Origin of the sequence: Conexibacter sp. S30A1 (assembly GCF_023330665.1) — a bacterium.
Classification (GTDB): Bacteria; Actinomycetota; Thermoleophilia; order Solirubrobacterales; family Solirubrobacteraceae; genus Palsa-465.
In genome coordinates, this window is the sequence record NZ_CP097127.1 from 3,019,865 (window position 1) to 3,036,182 (window position 16,318).

Genomic DNA, 16,318 nt, shown 5'->3' on the forward strand with positions numbered 1-16,318 from the left:
CAGAGCCGACGCAGCCAGCATCCTCGCGAGCGTTTCTGACGATCGCACCCACGTGGGCGAACGAAACTATCCGCACGATCCCGACGGCGAGGTTCGGTGTGGCTGCGTCGTAGGCTTGGGGCATGTCGATCGAGACCCAGGAGCAGCTTGAGGCGCTTAGAGCCGCTGGTCGTGTAGTGGCTGACGCGATCCGTGCGATGCGGGCCGAGGTTCGGGCGGGGGTCAGCACGCGGGAGCTTGACGAGACCGGTGCTCGTGTGTTCGCTCGGGCGGGCGCACGCTCCGGGCCGCAGCTGGATTACGGCTTCCCCGGAACCAACTGCATTAGTGTCAACGACGAGGCCGTGCACGGCATCCCGGGCGGCCGACGACTCAAGGACGGTGATCTTGTCAAGCTCGATGTGACCGCAGAGCTCAACGGTTATTACGCCGACGCGTGCGTGTCAGTTCAGGTCGGGCAGACATCCGCCTCGTATGCGCGACTCGCTGATGCGAGCCGGCGGGCGCTCCACAGCGGCATGCGAGCCGCTCGCGCTGGTGTCCCGATCAACGAGATCGGCCGTGCGGTCGAGACCACAGTCGCCAGCTATGGATACTCGGTGTGTCGGGATCTCACCGGTCACGGGATCGGCCGCCGGATCCACGAGCCGCCGAACATCCCCAGCTTCCAACACCCGCGGCTTGACCAGCGACTCACCGAGGGCCTGGTGATCACGATCGAGCCGATCATCGCCGCCGGCAGCGGCGAGGTACACGACGCCGGCGATGGCTGGACTCTCAAGACTCGCGATGGATCCTGCGCCGCTCACTTCGAGCACACGATCGTGATCACTGATCGGGCGCCGATCGTCCTGACGGCCTGAGCGGCGAGCTCGCTCGCGGACGGTCCCGTCACGTTGTCGCTGGCAGCGACCACCGCTATTGCTTCGCCGTCCCAGAGGCCACGAGCGACGTGAACGCATAGGCGACGACTGGGCATAACTGCCGCGGGTCGCCGACTCGACCGTGATCCCGTTTCTCCTCGGTAAGATCGGCGCATGGCCGCTGTACCGGTGCCCGGTGGCGTAGTTCATGAGCTTCCGGCCGACCTGCGCGCCGCGCTTGTCAGTAACGCGACGGCGCTGGAGGCTTGGAACGACATCACGTCGTTGGCTCGCAACGAGTTCATCTGCTGGGTTGAAGACGCGAAGCAGTCGACGACCCGCGAGCGGCGCATCCGACGAACTCAAGAAGAGCTCGAAGATGGAAAGCGCCGACCTTGCTGTTGGCCCGGCTGCGCTCACCGAGAGCGCAACGGCAAGTAAATCGAGCAGCCCTCGCCGACGTCCAGTCAAGTGCGGGCGCCGCCTCCCCGGACCGCTTCCCCGGAGCGGGATTCGCTGACGGCGCCGCCCGCCGCGAACACATCCGAGATGATCTTCGGCGGAGTCGGCAGACTGGCCACTACTCGATCCTGCTCTACCTGCTCCACGGCCGGCCCGGCACTCGATCAGCCCTGACGATCGCTTCCGAAACTGAGATAGCCCCATCGCGACGATTGCATTGGCGACGAGATGACGATCGGACTCGAACCGATGTTTCTTCCGGTCGTCAAGCACGAAGCACCGCATCGGCGTTGGCTCTCACGCGGTTCGGGGCGCGCCGTGGGCGCACGTACCATCCGCTCGTGCCCGACGAGACGCTCGACTTCATGCCAGCGCAGTTCGTTGCATGGGCTGACGAGCACCGTGAGCTTCTCGACCGGATCGTCGCGGCGCTCGCCAGCGACGGTGCCTGGCCGCTGCTCACCGATCTGACGCGAGCGTTCGTCAGGCTCGGGAAGCCAACCCCGGTCGAGGCGATCGTGTTCGACATGCCGCAACCGCTGCGGTTCCGGACAGGCCACCCTGAACGTGCGGTCCTCTCACTGTTCGGTCTCAGGCTGGTCGAGGGTGGCCAGTCGTTTCTCGCCGGGTTCTACGAGGCCCTGTCCCGCGCCCGGGAACGGTTCGCGGCGGACGATCACCCAAGCCTTACAAGAGACGACATCGTGGAGCTTGCGGCGCGGGTAAATGTCCATCCGTCGGCGCTCGCCGAGATCGTGGAGCGTGAGGCGCCCTTCCTCGGCAATAGCACCCCTCAGAGCTCCAGTGAGGTTTGGGTCCGGGAAGTCAGCACTTCCGTCGTGAACTACTGGGAGGCCGAAACGATCGACGACTACCTCCGGATCCGGGCCGATGAGTTGCACCGCAGCCCCACATGGCACTGGCCCGCAGCGGAGCAGCCACTCAGCGCGCCCGCAGTGGTGGCCGCGCCCGACGGGGAGCAGCTCACGGTGTTTATCTCTCATGCGAGCGAGGACAAGGCTAATGTCGCACGCCCGATCGCCGAGGCGCTCGAGGCAGCGGGGTGGAAGGTCTGGCTCGACGAGTACGAGCTGACCCTTGGCGACAGTCTGTTGCAACGCATCAACGACGGTCTCGCCCAAAGCCGCTGCGGCGTCGTCATCCTCAGCGAGAGCTTCTTCGCGTTCGCGAAGTACTGGACCCAACAGGAACTCGAGGCGCTCGCTGCGAAGGAGTCGACCTCGGGCGCGAAGGTGATCTTGCCCGTATGGCACGGGATTGACGAGCACTATCTGGCCCAGAAGGCCCCGATGCTAGCCACCCGGATCGGCGTCTCTACCGACATGGGCATCCCGCACGTAGTCGAACGGATAACTCGAGCGCTCTCCAAGGAGCTGCGATCCGACACGACGCCACGAACAGGTGAGCCCGTGTTGAGGTCGGTGGTCCCATCCGAGGAGCCGCCGGCAGCCACCGATCGGACCTCAACCGTCCCGCAGGCAATCACTGAGCCGGTCCTCGTGCTCGCTCCCCCATCTCAGCATCGGCTCAACGATCCCCACCAAGTGACACCACCGCCACAAGTCATCTGGTCCCAGGCGGCAATCGTCGAGGTCGAGAACGTCGGCACCGCCGTGGCCTACATCCTTGGTGCCGGAGCAGACCCCGCTGGGTCCGCCCCGATCACGGTAAAACCGCCGACCGCTATCGCGCCAGGCTCGACGCGACCAGTCGAGCTCGTCGTGAGCACCATCGCCGCTGACGCCCGCGTCCCCGCCGGCCAGCTGTTTCGCTTCTGGCTTGACTACGGAACCGGCGACAAACCGGATCGCCGCCTATGGGCGGTTGCCCAATACAACGCCGGCGGAGGATGGAGCAACGTTGGTTCCGAGAATCGCCCGCACCCGTAACCCAGCGCCGCTGAAACGATCGCACAGCCGCGAAGCGCACGGGATCACCTTTCCAGTCGGTGATCGCTTTCGCCCTTTGGATGCCTCTTGCACCGCTTGCGCTTAGGCGACAAAACGTCATTCGGCCGAACGCGCTGAAATCGCCGGTGAGCGAGGAACGTGAGAGCCTAGCGCCAGCGCTCGGCGGCTACCGCTGGCCTCGGGTAGCAGCCGGAACAGCGCCCACATGCGGGAGGCAGCAGCCTGGTTCCGGCTGGTGGGGCCGGGCCCTCCCCTGATTTTTGGCGCTTGTGACGTTTTCGTGGGTGTAGTGACCGGCTGAGAACGGGGCGCACGCCCCGTTGGCTCTAGGGTTTCCGGCTTCTTCAGTGCTGGATTCCTTAGGAGGCGAACGAGACGTGCGCAGCATCAGAGTATGGGCGCGGCTGCTTGGGCTGCGCGGGACGGTGATCGAGGAGGTCAACGTCAACGACGCTGGGGAGGGGACGGAGGTTGTTGTGGCGGTCCGGCCGGGCTGGCGGGAGCGGGGTCGTTGTGGGATCTGTGGCCGGCGTGCGGGGCGCTTTGATCGTGGCGGCGGGCGACGGCGTTGGCGGGCGCTGGACCTCGGCACGTCGCTGTGCTGGATCGAGGCTGACGCCCCGCGGGTGTGCTGTAGCAAGCACGGGGTGGTGGTCGCCCGGGTGCCGTGGGCCAGGCACGACTCCAGGTTCACCCGTGCGTTTGAGGATCAGTGCTGCTGGCTGGCGGTGAACTGCTCCAAGAAGGCTGTCGCTGAGCTGATGCGTTGCTCCTGGCGGACTGTTGGGAGCATCCTTGAGCGGGTCTGTGGCGAAGCCCGCTTGAAGGTCGATCTGCTGTCGGGGCTTACGAGCATCGGGATCGACGAGATCAGCTACAGACGCGGTCAGAGATACCTCACCGTCGTCGTTGATCATCACAGCGGCCGGCTGGTGTGGGCCGCCCCTGGCCGCGACCGCCAGACGGTGCTCTCGTTCTTTGATGCGCTCGGCCAAGAGCGCTGCAAAGAGATCGAATCTGTGTCCTGTGACATGGCCTCATGGATCAGCTCCGCGGTCGCTGAAGCGGTCCCTGACGCGCAGCGTTGCGTGGACCCGTTCCACGTGATCGGGTTAGCAACCGACGCGCTTGACGAGGTCCGCCGTGAGCTGTGGCGCGAAGCCAGACGCGAGAAGAACCTGACGCTCGCCAAGGACCTCAAGGGCGCCCGGTTCTGTGTGTGGAAGAACCCGGAGAATCTCACCGACCGCCAAGCCCAGAAGCTCGCGGTGATCGGAAAGCTCAACGGGCCGCTGTACCGCGCCTACCTGCTCAAGGAACAGCTGCGCCAGATCTACCGGTCCGCAACCTACGAGGAAGCCGAGGCGCTGCTGGACGCATGGCTGGCCTGGGCCAGACGCTGCCGGCTGCCGGCGTTCACGAAGCTCGCCAGAACGATCACAGCCCAACGCGACGGGATCCTCGCTGCCATCCGCCTCGGGCTCTCCAACGCCCGCGTGGAACAGATCAACACCCAGATCAGGCTGATCACCAGACGAGCGTTCGGCTTTCACTCAGCCGACGCGCTGATCGCGCTCGCGATGCTCACACTATCCGGGCTCTGCCCACCACTCCCAGACCGGGTCAAATAACCCACGAAAACGTCACAAGACCCTGATTTTTGCGCCCTGTCGGGCGCCTTGTGGGTCGGGTAACCGGCCCCGCCACCCGGGTGGGGCCACAGGCCCAGGAGGCATGTGATGCTGACCGAACCTCAGCGTGTGATGGTCGCGGTGCAGGACGACGCGGCACGGACGGCGCTTACCGAGAATCTGGAGGCGGACGGCTACAGGCCGCTGGCTGCGAGCTGTCTGGGGCACGCGCGCAGCCTTCTTGTGGACCGTGTCGACGCGTTGATCGTGGACCTCGGCTCTGATACGGCCAGGCTGGTTGACATTGTGCGCGGTGACGGTCACCCCACGATCGACGCGTGGCTGCCGATTCTGGCTGGGTCCGCGAGCGAGGATCTGTTTTCCCCGCTGCTGCTGCTTGACCGTGGCGCTGATGATGTGATCTACGAGCCGTGGCTGTATGTCGAGGTCCGGGCCCGGTTGGCGGCGCTGCTGCGCCGCGCCAATGCGGGACGCGCACGCCAAGTGCTGCGCGCCGGGGCGCTGCGCGTCGATATCGGTGCGCGCCGCGTTTGGATCGCCGAGACCGAGATCGAGGTGACCAACCGCGAGTTCGAGCTGCTTGTGGTGCTCGCGTCCGAGCCCGATCGGGTGTTCACCCGCAACGAGCTGCTGTCCAGTGTTTGGGATCTCGGCGACTGGGCGCGCACCCGCACGCTTGACTCGCATGTCGCGCGGCTGCGGCGCAAGCTCTCCGTCGATGGCGCGAGCTACCTGATCAATGTGTGGGGTGTCGGCTACCGCCTGACGCATACCGCCGGCGCGCCGGTGTGAGAGGCGCGGGCGGCGCTCACCGCCGTGCGCGGGACCATCCCTTTCCCGATTGTGGTGCCCTGTGGGCGCTGGGGGTCGGGGACGGTCTCGCACACGGTGGGGCCACAACCCCGCAAGGGAGGGCCAGATGGCCAGCACATTTCCAACCACACCGGCCACGATGGTCGCGGTGCCGCTTGACAGGGTCTACGTTCCGGTGAACGTGCGCGACCTCGGCCCAGGTCACCTCGACGCGCTCGCCGGGTTGATCGCGCTGCCGGCCGTGTTGGTGCCGGTCCTGATCACGGTCGCTCAGGGCGAGATCGCGGGCCAGGGCTTTCAGTACGAGCTCGTCCCCGGCTTTCACCGCTACGCCGCTGTCTTGAAGCTGCAGCACACGGCGATCGACGCGGTCGTGCTGGAGCGCGACCACCACAGCGAAGGCGCCGAGGTCGCCTCAGCGCGAGCGATCGACAACGTGACGCGCAAGCAACTGAACGCGTACGAGGAGCCGCTCGCGTTGCAGGCGATGGCTGCGCGCGGCCTGACCGAGGACGGTGCCGTGCAGGCGCTCGGCTGACCGAAGGCCCGGGTCAGCGCCCGGATCAAGCTGCTTGAGCTTCAGGCTGGCGCGCAGAAGCTGATCGGCGACGGCGTGATCCCGCTCTCGTGCGCGAAGACGCTGCGCGAGCTCGGGAAAGCCAGCCCGGAGATCCTCGCGGAGGTTCTCGCCCACATCGCCGGCGGTGGCGCGTGGATCGTCGGTCGGCTGCAGAGCGAGGTCGGCTGGGTGATCGGCCGGGTGCTGAGGAAGTCGGGCGCCAAGGCGTTTTCCGCCTGCCTCACGCACCTGAACAAGAGCGAGGTGGGAGAGCTGACGCTCGGCAAGAACGCCAGCGAGCAACTCGCGGAGATCGAGCAGGTGCACAAGACGGTCAACCGCCCCACCTACAGCCGGCCGCCGATCCGCTTCAACGAGCTGGATGTCAACCAGCCCCGCGCGGCCGGGGTGTTGATCGAGAGCGAGCGTGCGCTGGTGATCGTCGACCGTTCGCTGTACCGCGAGCTCGCCAAGCAGGCGCTCGCACGCACGGTAGAGGAGCTGCGCCAGCAGGCCGAACGACTCACCCAGCAGCGCAAGACCAAACCACGGCCCGCCGGCGGTGCTGGTGCTGATGACGGGCCGGCAGGTCGCGCAGCGAAGCTCAAGCGCGAGCACGGACGCGAGCTGCGGCAGCTTGCCGTGCAAGGCGCAGGGGGTCAAGCTCGACCTCGGGTGGGCGCTGCGCATCGGGCTGGCAACCGTCGATCCGCAGGACATGCTCGTGGCCCGCTTCTTCGTCGCCGCCGCGCTCGGCGGCGACTACCACGGCGGGTACGGGACCGCGGGCGAGAAGGCCAAGCAGCTCGCCGTGAGCGCCATCGGCCTGGTCATCGAAGCGTTCCGCATCGACGTCACCAAGACCGGGGCGGACGGGTGTCGCGGAGCGTCAAGGGTCGACTACGGCGACTGACGACGCGATCGCGTGGATGTTGGAGGTTCATTGAAGGGGCGCGCAGCGCAGCAGGGCTGTACGGACGCGCACTGGTCGTGATCGCCGCCTAACGGTACGCAAGCCGGCTTGTCGTGCCGTCAAGCCAGCAGCAGCGTCCACTCAGCTGGTTCTCCCACAACGACCAGGTCGCCAAGGCGCTTGCCAAGCTCGCCGGGTCGCACCTGCCGGTGTCGCTCAAGCAGCTTGAGAACGCGATCTTCAAGGCCAACGCCGACTATGACAAGGGGCTCGCTGCGATCCAGCAGAACGGCCGGCCGCGGCCGAGCAGCCGCCACAGGCCGGCGAGGGCAACGGCCACTTCACGGGCAGCCGGGTGGATGGGTCGCAGGCCGACGAGCACGACGGTGAGCGGATCGACGAGGTCGAGGACCTGGAGGCGTCGCCATCACGCCGGGTGCGAGCCCGTCCCCTCCCGATGTTCGCACCCCTTGCGGGGCGCGTCGGGGTCGGGGAACGGCGCTCGCATCCGGCGAGGCCACAACCCAGTAAGGGAGGGCGCTGATGCCCGCAGGACTGACAGTAACCGACTCGATGTTCTCCGTCCGCCAGGAGCCGTGGCACGGCCTCGGTGCCGTGCTCGACTCGCCACCAGCCACGATCGCGGAGGCGATCGAGCGCTCCGGCCTGGGCTGGCAGGTCAAGCGCGAACCGATCGGGATCGACCGTGGCGACAGCGCGACCGCAGCGGACTGGTGGGAGCCACGCTGCGTGCAGATCCCCGGCTACTACGCCAACGTCCGCCAGGACAGCGGGGAGGTGCTCGGGATCGTGGGAGAGCGCTACCGCCTGGTCCAGAACCAGGAGGCGTTCGAGTTCGTCGACCAGCTGCTCGGCAGCGCGATCAACTTCGAGACCGCCGGCAGCCTGAATGGTGGCCGTCGTGTCTGGGTGCTCGCGACCCTGCCCGAGCACATCGAGGTCGGCGGCGACCCCGTAAGACCGTACGTCCTGTTGATGAACAGCCACGACGGCTCAACAGCCGTGATTGCCGCGCTGACCCCCGTGCGCGTGGTCTGTCAGAACACACTGAACTGGGGTCTCAGTCGGGCGCGACAGAAATACTCGATCCGCCACACCGAACGCGTGCGCGAGCATGTCCTGCAGGCTCGGCGCGTGCTCGAGCTGTCTGTGAACTACTACGAGCAGTTCAAGACGGTAGGTGACCGGCTCGCCAGCGAGCGCTGCAGCGAGACGCAGCTGCGCCACGTGCTCGACGAGCTCTACCCGTCAGGGACCGCTGATGTCGGTCACCGGGCGCGGCGCTCCCGCGAGCAGACCAAGCAGCGGATCGTCGAGATCTTCGCGCTCGGCGACACCCAGGGCAACGCCCCTGGCAGCAAGTGGGCGGCGGTCAACGCGATCGTCGAACACGCCGACTGGATCCGCCCGCTAAACGAAGGGTCCCAACGCTTCGGGCGGGCGATCGACGACAGCAGCACAAAGACCCGTGCGCTCGAGCTGATCACCGCGGTCTGAGCCACGGCTGCCGGGGTCTGTGCAGCGCAGGCCCCGGCGCCGACGGTCACGCCAATCCCCCGTGCCCGCGCGGGTGAGTACCAGACCAGCGGCGTGCTGAGGCGACTGTCCAGCAGGTGTACGGGCGGTCCGCTGCCGGGCAACGCGCTGGGGGTTCAGGCCAGCTGCCGTCAACGCGACCGTCGAGCCCGGCGACCGGCAGCGGTCGTTGCGGGAGAGCACCGCCCGGCGCGTGCGCGCGCTCGCCGGCCGTGCGGTGAGCACCAGCGGGCTTGGCGGCAAACAGGCGGGCGTACGCACGCCGGTTGTGGTCGGTGATGGCCTGTGGTGGCCGGCCGGCACCGTGGTGTCTGGGGGTTGGGCTTTGCCGCTTGCTTCTACCACCGCCACGCCGTGGGCTTCAAGGTCGCCTGCGGCTCCCTTCCCCGCTGGCGCTCACGCGCCGTGGTTCCGCCCCGGCGTCTGGGCGGCGTTCAGCCGCGGGCATGCCCAACCCCCAGACACCAAGGAGCCACAACATGACGCCCACCACCGACATACCGCCGACCGGCCGGCAGCTCTCCTACCTGCGCACGCTCGCCAAACGGACCGGCGGGACGTTCACCTACCCGCACACCCGCGCGCAGGCAAGCCGTGAGATCCACCGGCTAAAGCAGATCGCCGACACCGGCTTCACGTTCGCGGAGCTCCAGGCAGAGAACCAGGCGCGTGAGCTTCACGGCGACCCGCCGCTCAGCTATGCCACCGCCGTCCAGGCCAGCGAAGTCGACGGGTACGGGTCAGCCGCGACGTGGAGGCACACACGATGAGCACCCTCACCGCGCAGCCGGCGGGTGTCGGCGAGCGGGTCGAGCTTGCCCGCTACCGGATCACCACAGGCGACCGGATCATCTACGGCCAGCGTGTAGCTGGCGTGGTGCGTTTTCAGCCGGAGCAACCTGTCGTTCTCGACGGCCTATGTGGCGGCAGCGAGGACGACAACTGTCGTCCTGCGGCGGCTGTCGACGGGCGGGCGCACCCGGCTGGCGGCGGGGATCAACTCAATCGCGACGGTGATCCGATCGGGCCGGCGGGTTCGACACGCCAGCGGGGTCAGACCGGCCAGCGCGTGGAGCTGGGTCGCTATTCGACCAGTACCGGCGAACGGATCTTGTATGGGCAGCGAGTGCTCGGAGTGGTGAGGGTCACCGACGTTCCTCTGACGCCAGGAGGCCGTGCCTACCTCGTTGAGCGTGGCCTTGAGGAGCACGGCGCTGGCGCCAACGCGCACATGCAGGCCCTCGTTCGCGACTACCTGATGCAGGCACGAACGCGCAACCGGATCCCCGTCGCTGATCTCCCGCTCAGCCGTTATGCCTACGCGTTGGACCGGATCGAGCCACGTGGCACCAACCCCGCCCCGTACGACCTGTTCCTGGAGCAGCTTCAATACGAGGCAACGATTCGGTCGTGTCTCGGCTGCTAAAAGCGTTGATCCTCAAAGGGTTCTCTCACCCCCTATCCGCGCGATGCAAGGCTCATGCGAGAGCTCGGAACAACACGTGTCCGGAAGTCAAAGCGGGTCCGGACAGGTGAGGTAGTTGGCAGTCCAGCCGGTTCTCCGTGCCGTGCTCGACTGAGCACGCGAACTGGTCGTCGGGCGGCGCGTCGTGCTCCGCCCGACGACTTTGAGACTACGGGTTTGACGAGCTTGGTCCGCTGGTCGGTCCCCATGAATAGCCGGGTAAGAGCTTGCCGAATGTGTAGTCGGGCTGGAGCGGCTGTCCGGCGGCGTTCAGTACCTGGAGGTAACCGCCATCGCACCCTTCGCAGAGGGTGTTGGGGTTGTACTCGCCTTGGGGTGCGTTCTTAGGCGGAGCCGGTGCGTTCTTAGGCGGAGCCATCCCTGGGATCTGACCGTCGTGCGCGGTGGGCTCAGCGAGCATGTAATAGCCGTCGCTCGTCACCGGCGCGCTTACGCCCGTGATGGGGCTGCGGACGGTGGCGGCGGTGCCTTGCGCTTCGACATATCCGACGTAGATGTCCCAGTGCTGCCCGGTGCTGTTGACCACCGTCTCGTGCCACAGCTCCAACGGCATGGGAGCCAACCCAGTTGGTTGCTGGCCCGGTGCGACAGCCTCGTGGTTGACGACCATCTGCTGACGGGTCGTGAAGCAGCCAGGGACCGGGCCGCTGACGGTCGCTGTTCCTGGCGGCAGGCCGGCCCATGTACCGTCTGGCAGCTTCAGCGCCAGGCAGAGTCCGCCCTGCTGCGTCGTCGCTCCCCAAGCGACGACCGTGCCGTAGTCCGGAATCGTGACGCTGTCGACCTGTCTCACTGTCGCCGGGAGGACCGTTTGTGGCGGGCCGCCGGGGATCGCCGCCGGGTTCTGTTGAAACAGACTCGTGGCGCTGATCGCGACCGCCACGGTGGCGGCCGCTGCAGCGGTCGCGGCTACCGCCAGCGCGGCGACCGGGGCTACGGCAAAGGCACCTACCCGTATCCGTCGTGTCGTCCAAGCCGGGCGCCACGACCCGCTGCCGGTCATCTCGCGCTCAAGCGCCTGCTGCGCATGGCGGTCACCAGCGTCGCCCGTGTCGGGTAGATTCGGGATTCCTGCGTATCTCACTGCGAGCAGGGTGTCGTTTAGATCAGCCATCGCTCTCTCCGTTCAGTCGTAGCTCTGGTCGCGCCACCCGCCGTAGCGGCGCTAGATCGGATGCCAGGCGCTTGCGCGCAGCGGCGATGCGGGAATTGACGGTGCCAACAGGCACTCCGAGGGCGGCTGCAACCTCGTCCCGCGAAAGCTCTCCCCATACGAGGAGCAGCAAGGTGTCTCTTTCGGTGGCTGGCAGACGGCGCAGCGCGTGGATCGTCTCGAGCGTCAGACCGACGTCGGGATTTCCGGCCAGGTCACGCTCCTCCACCAGCAGACGCTCCAACGTGGCGAGTCGGCGGCGCTCGAGCCGGCGGTGATCGCTGATCACATGATTTGCCACACCGAACAGCCACGGCCGGACGCTGTCGTGCTCAGCACGGCACTTCTCACGGGCGCGAAAGGCGCGGACGAACACCTCGGCAGCCAGGTCCTCGCCACTTCCGACGCCAACCCGGCTCACGACATATCGCCGCAGCGCCACTCCATGCCGCTTGTATAGCTCGCCGAATGCCGCGGGCTCCGAGGCTGAGCGGCGCAGCAGCTCAGCATCCGTCTCAATGGTCGTCATACCGTGTATGTCGCTCGCAAGCACCAAATCCGTCGCGAAGTTTCCATTCGCAAGCCCAGAGCTGAGAGTCGCACGGCCGACCCCTCCCCGCGGCTCATTGGTTCGCAAACGTCTGAACGAGGATGCGGACGCGGCTGATGCGCGCGCGAACGCGAAAGCACGTCTCGAGCGCGAGATCCACGAGAAACACGCAATTCGCCATAACCAGGGAAGCGACAACCGCCCGCTGCTGCTGGGAACTGCCGCGCGTGACGTGGGTCCACGGGACCGGTGATGTCTGGGAGATCGCGGTTGCGACAGACGCCTGCGCGACGTCGCGTACGGCGACGAAGCGATCCCCGGCGCGCCGCCCGTGATCTGGTGGCGCGTCGGCAGCCACGACGTCCTCTCCGACGCCTGACGCGGTCAGGCATCTGATGTGCCTGCGTTCCGTTCACGGATCAGCGTTCGGTTCACACGCCGGGCGGCCTGGAGCTCTTCTTCGGTGTCGCGCAGTTGGCGACGCAGTTCGTTCTGCGTGTCTGTGAGTTGCTCGATCTCCGCGCGTAGGCTGCTCACGGTCGCGGCGGCGACTCCGTGCTCGGGGTGCTCGGCGGCGATCTCCTCCCCAAGCGTTCTGGCTAGGCGGTCCTTCAGTGCCCGGATCTCCTGTTGCCCGGCCCTGGCTTGGTGCTTGGCTGTTTCGAGCTCGACTCGTAGGGACGCGGCGCTGAGCGCCGTCTGGCCGGCGAGCCCGGTCATGAACCGGGACTGGATCTCGGCCTTCGCATGAGTGATCTCTGCGGCGAAGTGGTTGCTTACGAACGAGCGGTGCACGTCGGCGCGGCGGGCGATCACCGTGGCCTTGAGGTCCCGGTCTCGACCTTGGTCTTTGATCTGTGCGATCACGGCCCGGACCCGCTCGTATTTCTCCGCGTTGATCGCGCGCTTGGCGCCTGTCATCGCGCTGACTCGATCGGTCATGCCGCGCTCGGGTTCTCGGTCGCAGCGCGCACTGATGGCAGTGGCGTGAACGCGGGCGGCAGGAACGTCGGTTCGGGGTTGCGGGTCGCGGCGATCTGCTCGACCGCGATGCTGCCGTCCATTCGCGCTCGTGTTGAGCGCAGCACCCTGAACAGCTCCAGCAGCTTTGCTCGTTCGGAATCGTCAAGTTCGGCGAGTGCTGTCTCGCTCGCATCGATCAGCGTGCGGACGGCGCGGATCTCGGCGTCGGCGGGGATCGCCTTCGCTCGCGCCCACTCCGTTAGCTGCGGCACCGCGGCTGCGAGCCGCTCGCGGGTTTCGAGCAGCCGCTCGAGGTAGGCGTAGAGGTCGGGCAGGTGCGAGGGGTCGGTGCGGAAGTGCTGACAGCCGAGACACTGGTGACTGAACGGGCAGTGCGCGCCCAACGCCCTGACGTTGTGCTGCTCGGTGCAGTAACCCAGCGGAACGGGGATCCGGCCGATCTCCTCACGCAGCCGCTCGGTCTCAACCAGCACGGCGTGAAAGCCGACCCGACGACCGTTGTTGTCGATCGTGAGCGGCGAGACGAGCTCGATCGCTTCGCGTTTTCGTGACCAGGTGACCCGGTAGTAGATCTGGGTGGTCGCTGTGGTCCGGTGGTCCATCAGCTTTTGCAGGGTGTCGATCGGCACCCCGGCGTCGGCGTGACGCTGCGCGTAGCTGTGTCGCAGCGCGTACAGGTAGACGTGCTCTTTCGCGAATACGCTGCCGTCCTCGTCGAGCAGCGGCGGGATCGTTTTGACCCACTTCGTGATGCGGTTGCTGAGCGTCGGCGCGCACATCACCAGTCGGCCCGTTGGGTTGGTCCTGCGGCGCGGAAGTAGCGGCAGCTTCGACAGCGGCGTGTTCGGGAACCGCTCCTGGACACGGTGCCGCTGGTTCTCGATCAGCACGGCTGCGTCCTGGTTGACCGGCAGGCTGACCCATTTGCTGGGTGGCTTCTCACGGCGGTAGCGCAGCACCGGTCGGCGTTGCTTGCCGCCGTCCGGAGCGGGTTCCTCTTCATAGTGCAGGCAGTCTGCCGTCAGCCCGCAGATCTCTCCTGGACGGCGGCCGGTGTGCGCGATCAGCTCAAACGCGACGCGATACTCGAGATAGCTGTCAGCGAGCGGAGCCAGGAGATCATGGTCCAGCAGTTGCGCGAGCACGACGCGCGGGAGCGCTCGGCCGGGCTCGTCAGGGTCGCGCTGGGTCCTCTCGGGATAGTCCTCTTGGTAGAGCTGAAACCCGCCGCCGATCCCGGCGGCCGGCTGACCAGGTCCGGCAAGATGCCGGCGCGCGAACTGCACATGACGACGGGTCGCGCTGACGACGATGTGGCGGCGGTTGGCTGCCGGCACCCTTGTCGCGAGCCATGACAGGAACCCGGTCATGTCCGCCCGTGTCAGGACGCTCGGGTCCTCTCCGCCGTCGTTGCGTCCGTGAAGATAGTCCGATAGATACCCCAGCCATCGCAGCTCCCGCAGCGCCGTGAGCGGGCGTCGGCTTGAGAGCCGCTCAATCGTGTAGCCCTTCGCCGCCTCCCGCAGCCACCACTGGTGGATGTGGGTGAAGCTCATCTCGCGGTGCTCATGGATCCCGAACACGCCAAGATCCCAAACATCGCGGGTCCGCTCCTGCTCCGGTGATGTCCTCCAACGCTTGGCGGCAACGATCGATGCCTCGACCGCTCGGCGGGCTTGATAGGTGCCCGGCAGCTCACGCAGGTCCATGACGGAGTCGACATCGGCGCGAGCGACATGCGCCCAAGCTGATCCCAGGAAGTCCAAAGGGGTCTGGGCCGCGTACTGCCCGATCAGCAGCTCCAGGCCGCCGAGCAGCTCCCACTCGACGACCTCCGGCACCTCAGGCATGACGGCACGTTTGCCATCAAAGGACGGTTGCCACGGACCCATCGCAACGAACTCGATCCGCGTCGGGCGCGTCTCGCCGGGGGACCGCTGCCACCGCTTGCGGCACGGCGCGCAGAACTGCTCGTCGGTGACCGCCCAGCGTCGACAGCGATCCACGGCACAGCGGCCGAACGAACGACGCGGCACTGCCGGCGGCCAGCGTTCATCGCCGGCGATGAACGCCTCGACAGTCTGCCGGCGGTCATGGCGCTGCCGGCTGCATTCCGAGCACAGCCCGTGATTGCGGGATGCGCGCTCGTGCCCGGGCGTGCAGCAGACCAGACACAGTCGCTCCTCCCGATCGGACTGAGCGACCCGGCGTGCCGGGAACGCCTTGAACTGCGCGAGTGTCATCGGTGCGCCACGCTTGCCGCCGCGGCGCTGCAGATAGTTATGCGCGCACGCGTCACAGAGCCCCAGTGCCCGTGCGCGATCTGACTGTCCCGCCCGCGGGCAGCCGTCCCGCTCGCACGAGTGATACCCGAACAACGGGTCATCCGCGGCCGGCGCGAACACACGGGTCTCAGGATTCCAGCCTCGTGCGATCAACGCGGCCAGATCCAACCTCGCCGCCAACTGCGAGACATCGACCCGCGCGGTCGACGGCACCGACAGCGCCGCGGACCTCATCGCACCATCTCCGGTGACACGTCCGGCAGTGCGACGCTCTCGACCGCGGCCCGTAACCGCTCACGTGACGTGCGCACGTAGCGGCGGGTCGTCTCAACTCGGGCATGACCGAGGATCATCTGCACCTCGTCAAGGGTGCGGCCCGATTCGATGAGCTCGGTCCCGAGCCCGTGACGGAACTGGTGCGGCGTGACAACGCGGTCGATCCCAGCACGCCTACCGAGCGCAGCTACGACCTCGCGCGCACGACCATCCGTCATCGCCCGCCCAAGCTCACCACCGGCGATGTTCACGAACACGAAATCCGACCGGGCCGCCGCCGGGATCCGGTCGCGCTGATCACAGTAAGCGGCGTAAACACCGATCACCGCCGGATGGGCCGGCACGACCAGCTCGCGACGACGCTTGCTCAACGCCCGGTTCTCGTTGTCCTCACGCCGCACGACATGCAAGTGCGGGCCCCGGACCTCGCACCCGACCGCCCGCGAGTTCTCCATCAGGTGCAAGTCGCTTCGCCGCAGCCCGAGCGCCTGCCCGATCCGCAACCCCGCCAGCGCCAAAAGCGAGATCAACAACTTGTCGCGCAGAGAGCCCGGCGCGGCCATCATCGCGACGTACTCCTCCAAGCTCGCCGTCCGCGGCTCGCTCTCACCCGACCTCGGCAACGTGTGCAGCGGCCTCGCGACGATCGCCGGCAGCTGCTCAAGCCACGGCATCGACCCGCCCACCGGCTCCACCACGTCATAGAACAACTCGTTGACCGAGCCCGGAACGCTCCCGTCGCGAACCTGGAACCGGTAGAAGCTACGAACACAGCTCATCACGTCCGCGACCCTGTCGTTGCTGCGAGCAGCCCCGCAGCCGCGGCCGGGACGG

The 16,318-nt window shown here is 67.1% G+C and carries 17 protein-coding genes; 10 read left to right on the forward strand and 7 right to left on the reverse strand.

Going from position 1 to position 16,318, the window contains the following annotated elements; translation table 11 throughout:
* Positions 1 to 122 precede the first annotated feature (122 nt).
* The 6 genes from map (at position 123) to M3M54_RS14495 (ending at position 6,259) form a co-directional block, all read left to right on the forward strand.
* Positions 123 to 863, forward strand: a complete 741-nt coding sequence (gene map / locus M3M54_RS14470) for a type I methionyl aminopeptidase (protein ID WP_249019739.1) — start codon at positions 123 to 125, stop codon at positions 861 to 863.
* Positions 864 to 1,037: 174 nt separating this feature from the next.
* Positions 1,038 to 1,304: a YdeI/OmpD-associated family protein gene (locus tag M3M54_RS14475; protein WP_249019740.1), complete on the forward strand. Its 267-nt coding sequence runs from the start codon at positions 1,038 to 1,040 to the stop codon at positions 1,302 to 1,304.
* A gap of 362 nt (positions 1,305 to 1,666) precedes the next feature.
* Positions 1,667 to 3,235, forward strand: a complete 1,569-nt coding sequence (locus M3M54_RS14480; protein ID WP_249019741.1) for a toll/interleukin-1 receptor domain-containing protein — start codon at positions 1,667 to 1,669, stop codon at positions 3,233 to 3,235.
* 398 nt (positions 3,236 to 3,633) lie between these two features.
* Positions 3,634 to 4,887 carry an ISL3 family transposase gene (locus M3M54_RS14485; RefSeq protein WP_249019742.1) on the forward strand — a complete coding sequence of 418 codons (1,254 nt, stop codon included), beginning with the start codon at positions 3,634 to 3,636 and terminating at the stop codon, positions 4,885 to 4,887.
* Between the two features lie 108 nt (positions 4,888 to 4,995).
* Entirely contained in the window at positions 4,996 to 5,700 is a 705-nt protein-coding gene (locus tag M3M54_RS14490) for a response regulator transcription factor (RefSeq protein ID WP_249019743.1), read from the forward strand.
* Between the two features lie 127 nt (positions 5,701 to 5,827).
* Positions 5,828 to 6,259, forward strand: a complete 432-nt coding sequence (locus tag M3M54_RS14495; RefSeq protein WP_249019744.1) for a ParB N-terminal domain-containing protein — start codon at positions 5,828 to 5,830, stop codon at positions 6,257 to 6,259.
* A gap of 41 nt (positions 6,260 to 6,300) precedes the next feature.
* Here M3M54_RS14495 and M3M54_RS14500 read toward each other — a convergent pair whose 3' ends face one another.
* Positions 6,301 to 6,525 carry a hypothetical protein gene (locus M3M54_RS14500; RefSeq protein ID WP_249019745.1) on the reverse strand — a complete coding sequence of 75 codons (225 nt, stop codon included), beginning with the start codon at positions 6,523 to 6,525 and terminating at the stop codon, positions 6,301 to 6,303.
* A gap of 317 nt (positions 6,526 to 6,842) precedes the next feature.
* Here M3M54_RS14500 and M3M54_RS14505 point away from each other — a divergent pair, with 317 nt between their 5' ends.
* The 4 genes from M3M54_RS14505 (at position 6,843) to M3M54_RS14520 (ending at position 10,176) form a co-directional block, all read left to right on the forward strand.
* Positions 6,843 to 7,193: a hypothetical protein gene (locus tag M3M54_RS14505; RefSeq protein WP_249019746.1), complete on the forward strand. Its 351-nt coding sequence runs from the start codon at positions 6,843 to 6,845 to the stop codon at positions 7,191 to 7,193.
* A gap of 543 nt (positions 7,194 to 7,736) precedes the next feature.
* The gene (locus M3M54_RS14510; protein WP_249019747.1) at positions 7,737 to 8,711 is read left to right on the forward strand and encodes a DUF932 domain-containing protein; all 975 of its coding nucleotides are present in this window, start codon (positions 7,737 to 7,739) and stop codon (positions 8,709 to 8,711) included.
* A 518-nt stretch (positions 8,712 to 9,229) separates the two neighbouring features.
* Positions 9,230 to 9,520 carry a DUF3072 domain-containing protein gene (locus M3M54_RS14515; RefSeq protein ID WP_249019748.1) on the forward strand — a complete coding sequence of 97 codons (291 nt, stop codon included), beginning with the start codon at positions 9,230 to 9,232 and terminating at the stop codon, positions 9,518 to 9,520.
* A complete protein-coding gene (locus M3M54_RS14520; RefSeq protein WP_249019749.1) occupies positions 9,517 to 10,176 on the forward strand; it encodes a hypothetical protein in 660 nt (219 codons plus the stop codon). The genes M3M54_RS14515 and M3M54_RS14520 overlap by 4 nt, the downstream gene beginning before the upstream one ends.
* 208 nt (positions 10,177 to 10,384) lie before the next feature.
* Here M3M54_RS14520 and M3M54_RS14525 read toward each other — a convergent pair whose 3' ends face one another.
* The 6 genes from M3M54_RS14525 to M3M54_RS14550 form a co-directional block, all read right to left on the reverse strand.
* Positions 10,385 to 11,350: a hypothetical protein gene (locus M3M54_RS14525; protein WP_249019750.1), complete on the reverse strand. Its 966-nt coding sequence runs from the start codon at positions 11,348 to 11,350 to the stop codon at positions 10,385 to 10,387.
* A complete protein-coding gene (locus M3M54_RS14530; protein WP_249019751.1) occupies positions 11,343 to 11,918 on the reverse strand; it encodes an RNA polymerase sigma factor in 576 nt (191 codons plus the stop codon). The genes M3M54_RS14525 and M3M54_RS14530 overlap by 8 nt, the downstream gene beginning before the upstream one ends.
* Positions 11,919 to 12,012: 94 nt before the next feature.
* Entirely contained in the window at positions 12,013 to 12,297 is a 285-nt protein-coding gene (locus M3M54_RS14535) for a hypothetical protein (RefSeq protein WP_249019752.1), read from the reverse strand.
* Positions 12,298 to 12,323: 26 nt separating this feature from the next.
* A complete protein-coding gene (locus M3M54_RS14540) occupies positions 12,324 to 12,881 on the reverse strand; it encodes a hypothetical protein (RefSeq protein ID WP_249019753.1) in 558 nt (185 codons plus the stop codon).
* Positions 12,878 to 15,442 (reverse strand): site-specific integrase, encoded by a 2,565-nt coding sequence (locus M3M54_RS14545; protein WP_249019754.1) that lies wholly within the window; start codon positions 15,440 to 15,442, stop codon positions 12,878 to 12,880. Before M3M54_RS14545 ends, M3M54_RS14540 begins: the two co-directional genes overlap by 4 nt.
* On the reverse strand, positions 15,439 to 16,263 hold the full coding sequence (locus M3M54_RS14550; RefSeq protein WP_249019755.1) for a DUF3435 domain-containing protein: 825 nt from the start codon (positions 16,261 to 16,263) through the stop codon (positions 15,439 to 15,441). The genes M3M54_RS14545 and M3M54_RS14550 overlap by 4 nt, the downstream gene beginning before the upstream one ends.
* Positions 16,264 to 16,318 lie beyond the last annotated feature (55 nt).

Bases quoted from the DNA above. Each gene is read 5' to 3' on its own strand.
- M3M54_RS14495 (WP_249019744.1), top strand. From the start codon at position 5,828: ATGGCCAGCACATTTCCAACCACACCGGCCACGATGGTCGCGGTGCCG.
- M3M54_RS14510 (WP_249019747.1), top strand. From the start codon at position 7,737: ATGCCCGCAGGACTGACAGTAACCGACTCGATGTTCTCCGTCCGCCAG.
- M3M54_RS14550 (WP_249019755.1), bottom strand. From the start codon at position 16,263: ATGAGCTGTGTTCGTAGCTTCTACCGGTTCCAGGTTCGCGACGGGAGC.
- map (WP_249019739.1), top strand. From the start codon at position 123: ATGTCGATCGAGACCCAGGAGCAGCTTGAGGCGCTTAGAGCCGCTGGT.
- M3M54_RS14540 (WP_249019753.1), bottom strand. From the start codon at position 12,881: ATGACCGATCGAGTCAGCGCGATGACAGGCGCCAAGCGCGCGATCAAC.
- M3M54_RS14515 (WP_249019748.1), top strand. From the start codon at position 9,230: ATGACGCCCACCACCGACATACCGCCGACCGGCCGGCAGCTCTCCTAC.
- M3M54_RS14525 (WP_249019750.1), bottom strand. From the start codon at position 11,350: ATGGCTGATCTAAACGACACCCTGCTCGCAGTGAGATACGCAGGAATC.
- M3M54_RS14545 (WP_249019754.1), bottom strand. From the start codon at position 15,442: ATGAGGTCCGCGGCGCTGTCGGTGCCGTCGACCGCGCGGGTCGATGTC.
- M3M54_RS14490 (WP_249019743.1), top strand. From the start codon at position 4,996: ATGCTGACCGAACCTCAGCGTGTGATGGTCGCGGTGCAGGACGACGCG.
- M3M54_RS14520 (WP_249019749.1), top strand. From the start codon at position 9,517: ATGAGCACCCTCACCGCGCAGCCGGCGGGTGTCGGCGAGCGGGTCGAG.
- M3M54_RS14475 (WP_249019740.1), top strand. From the start codon at position 1,038: ATGGCCGCTGTACCGGTGCCCGGTGGCGTAGTTCATGAGCTTCCGGCC.
- M3M54_RS14530 (WP_249019751.1), bottom strand. From the start codon at position 11,918: ATGACGACCATTGAGACGGATGCTGAGCTGCTGCGCCGCTCAGCCTCG.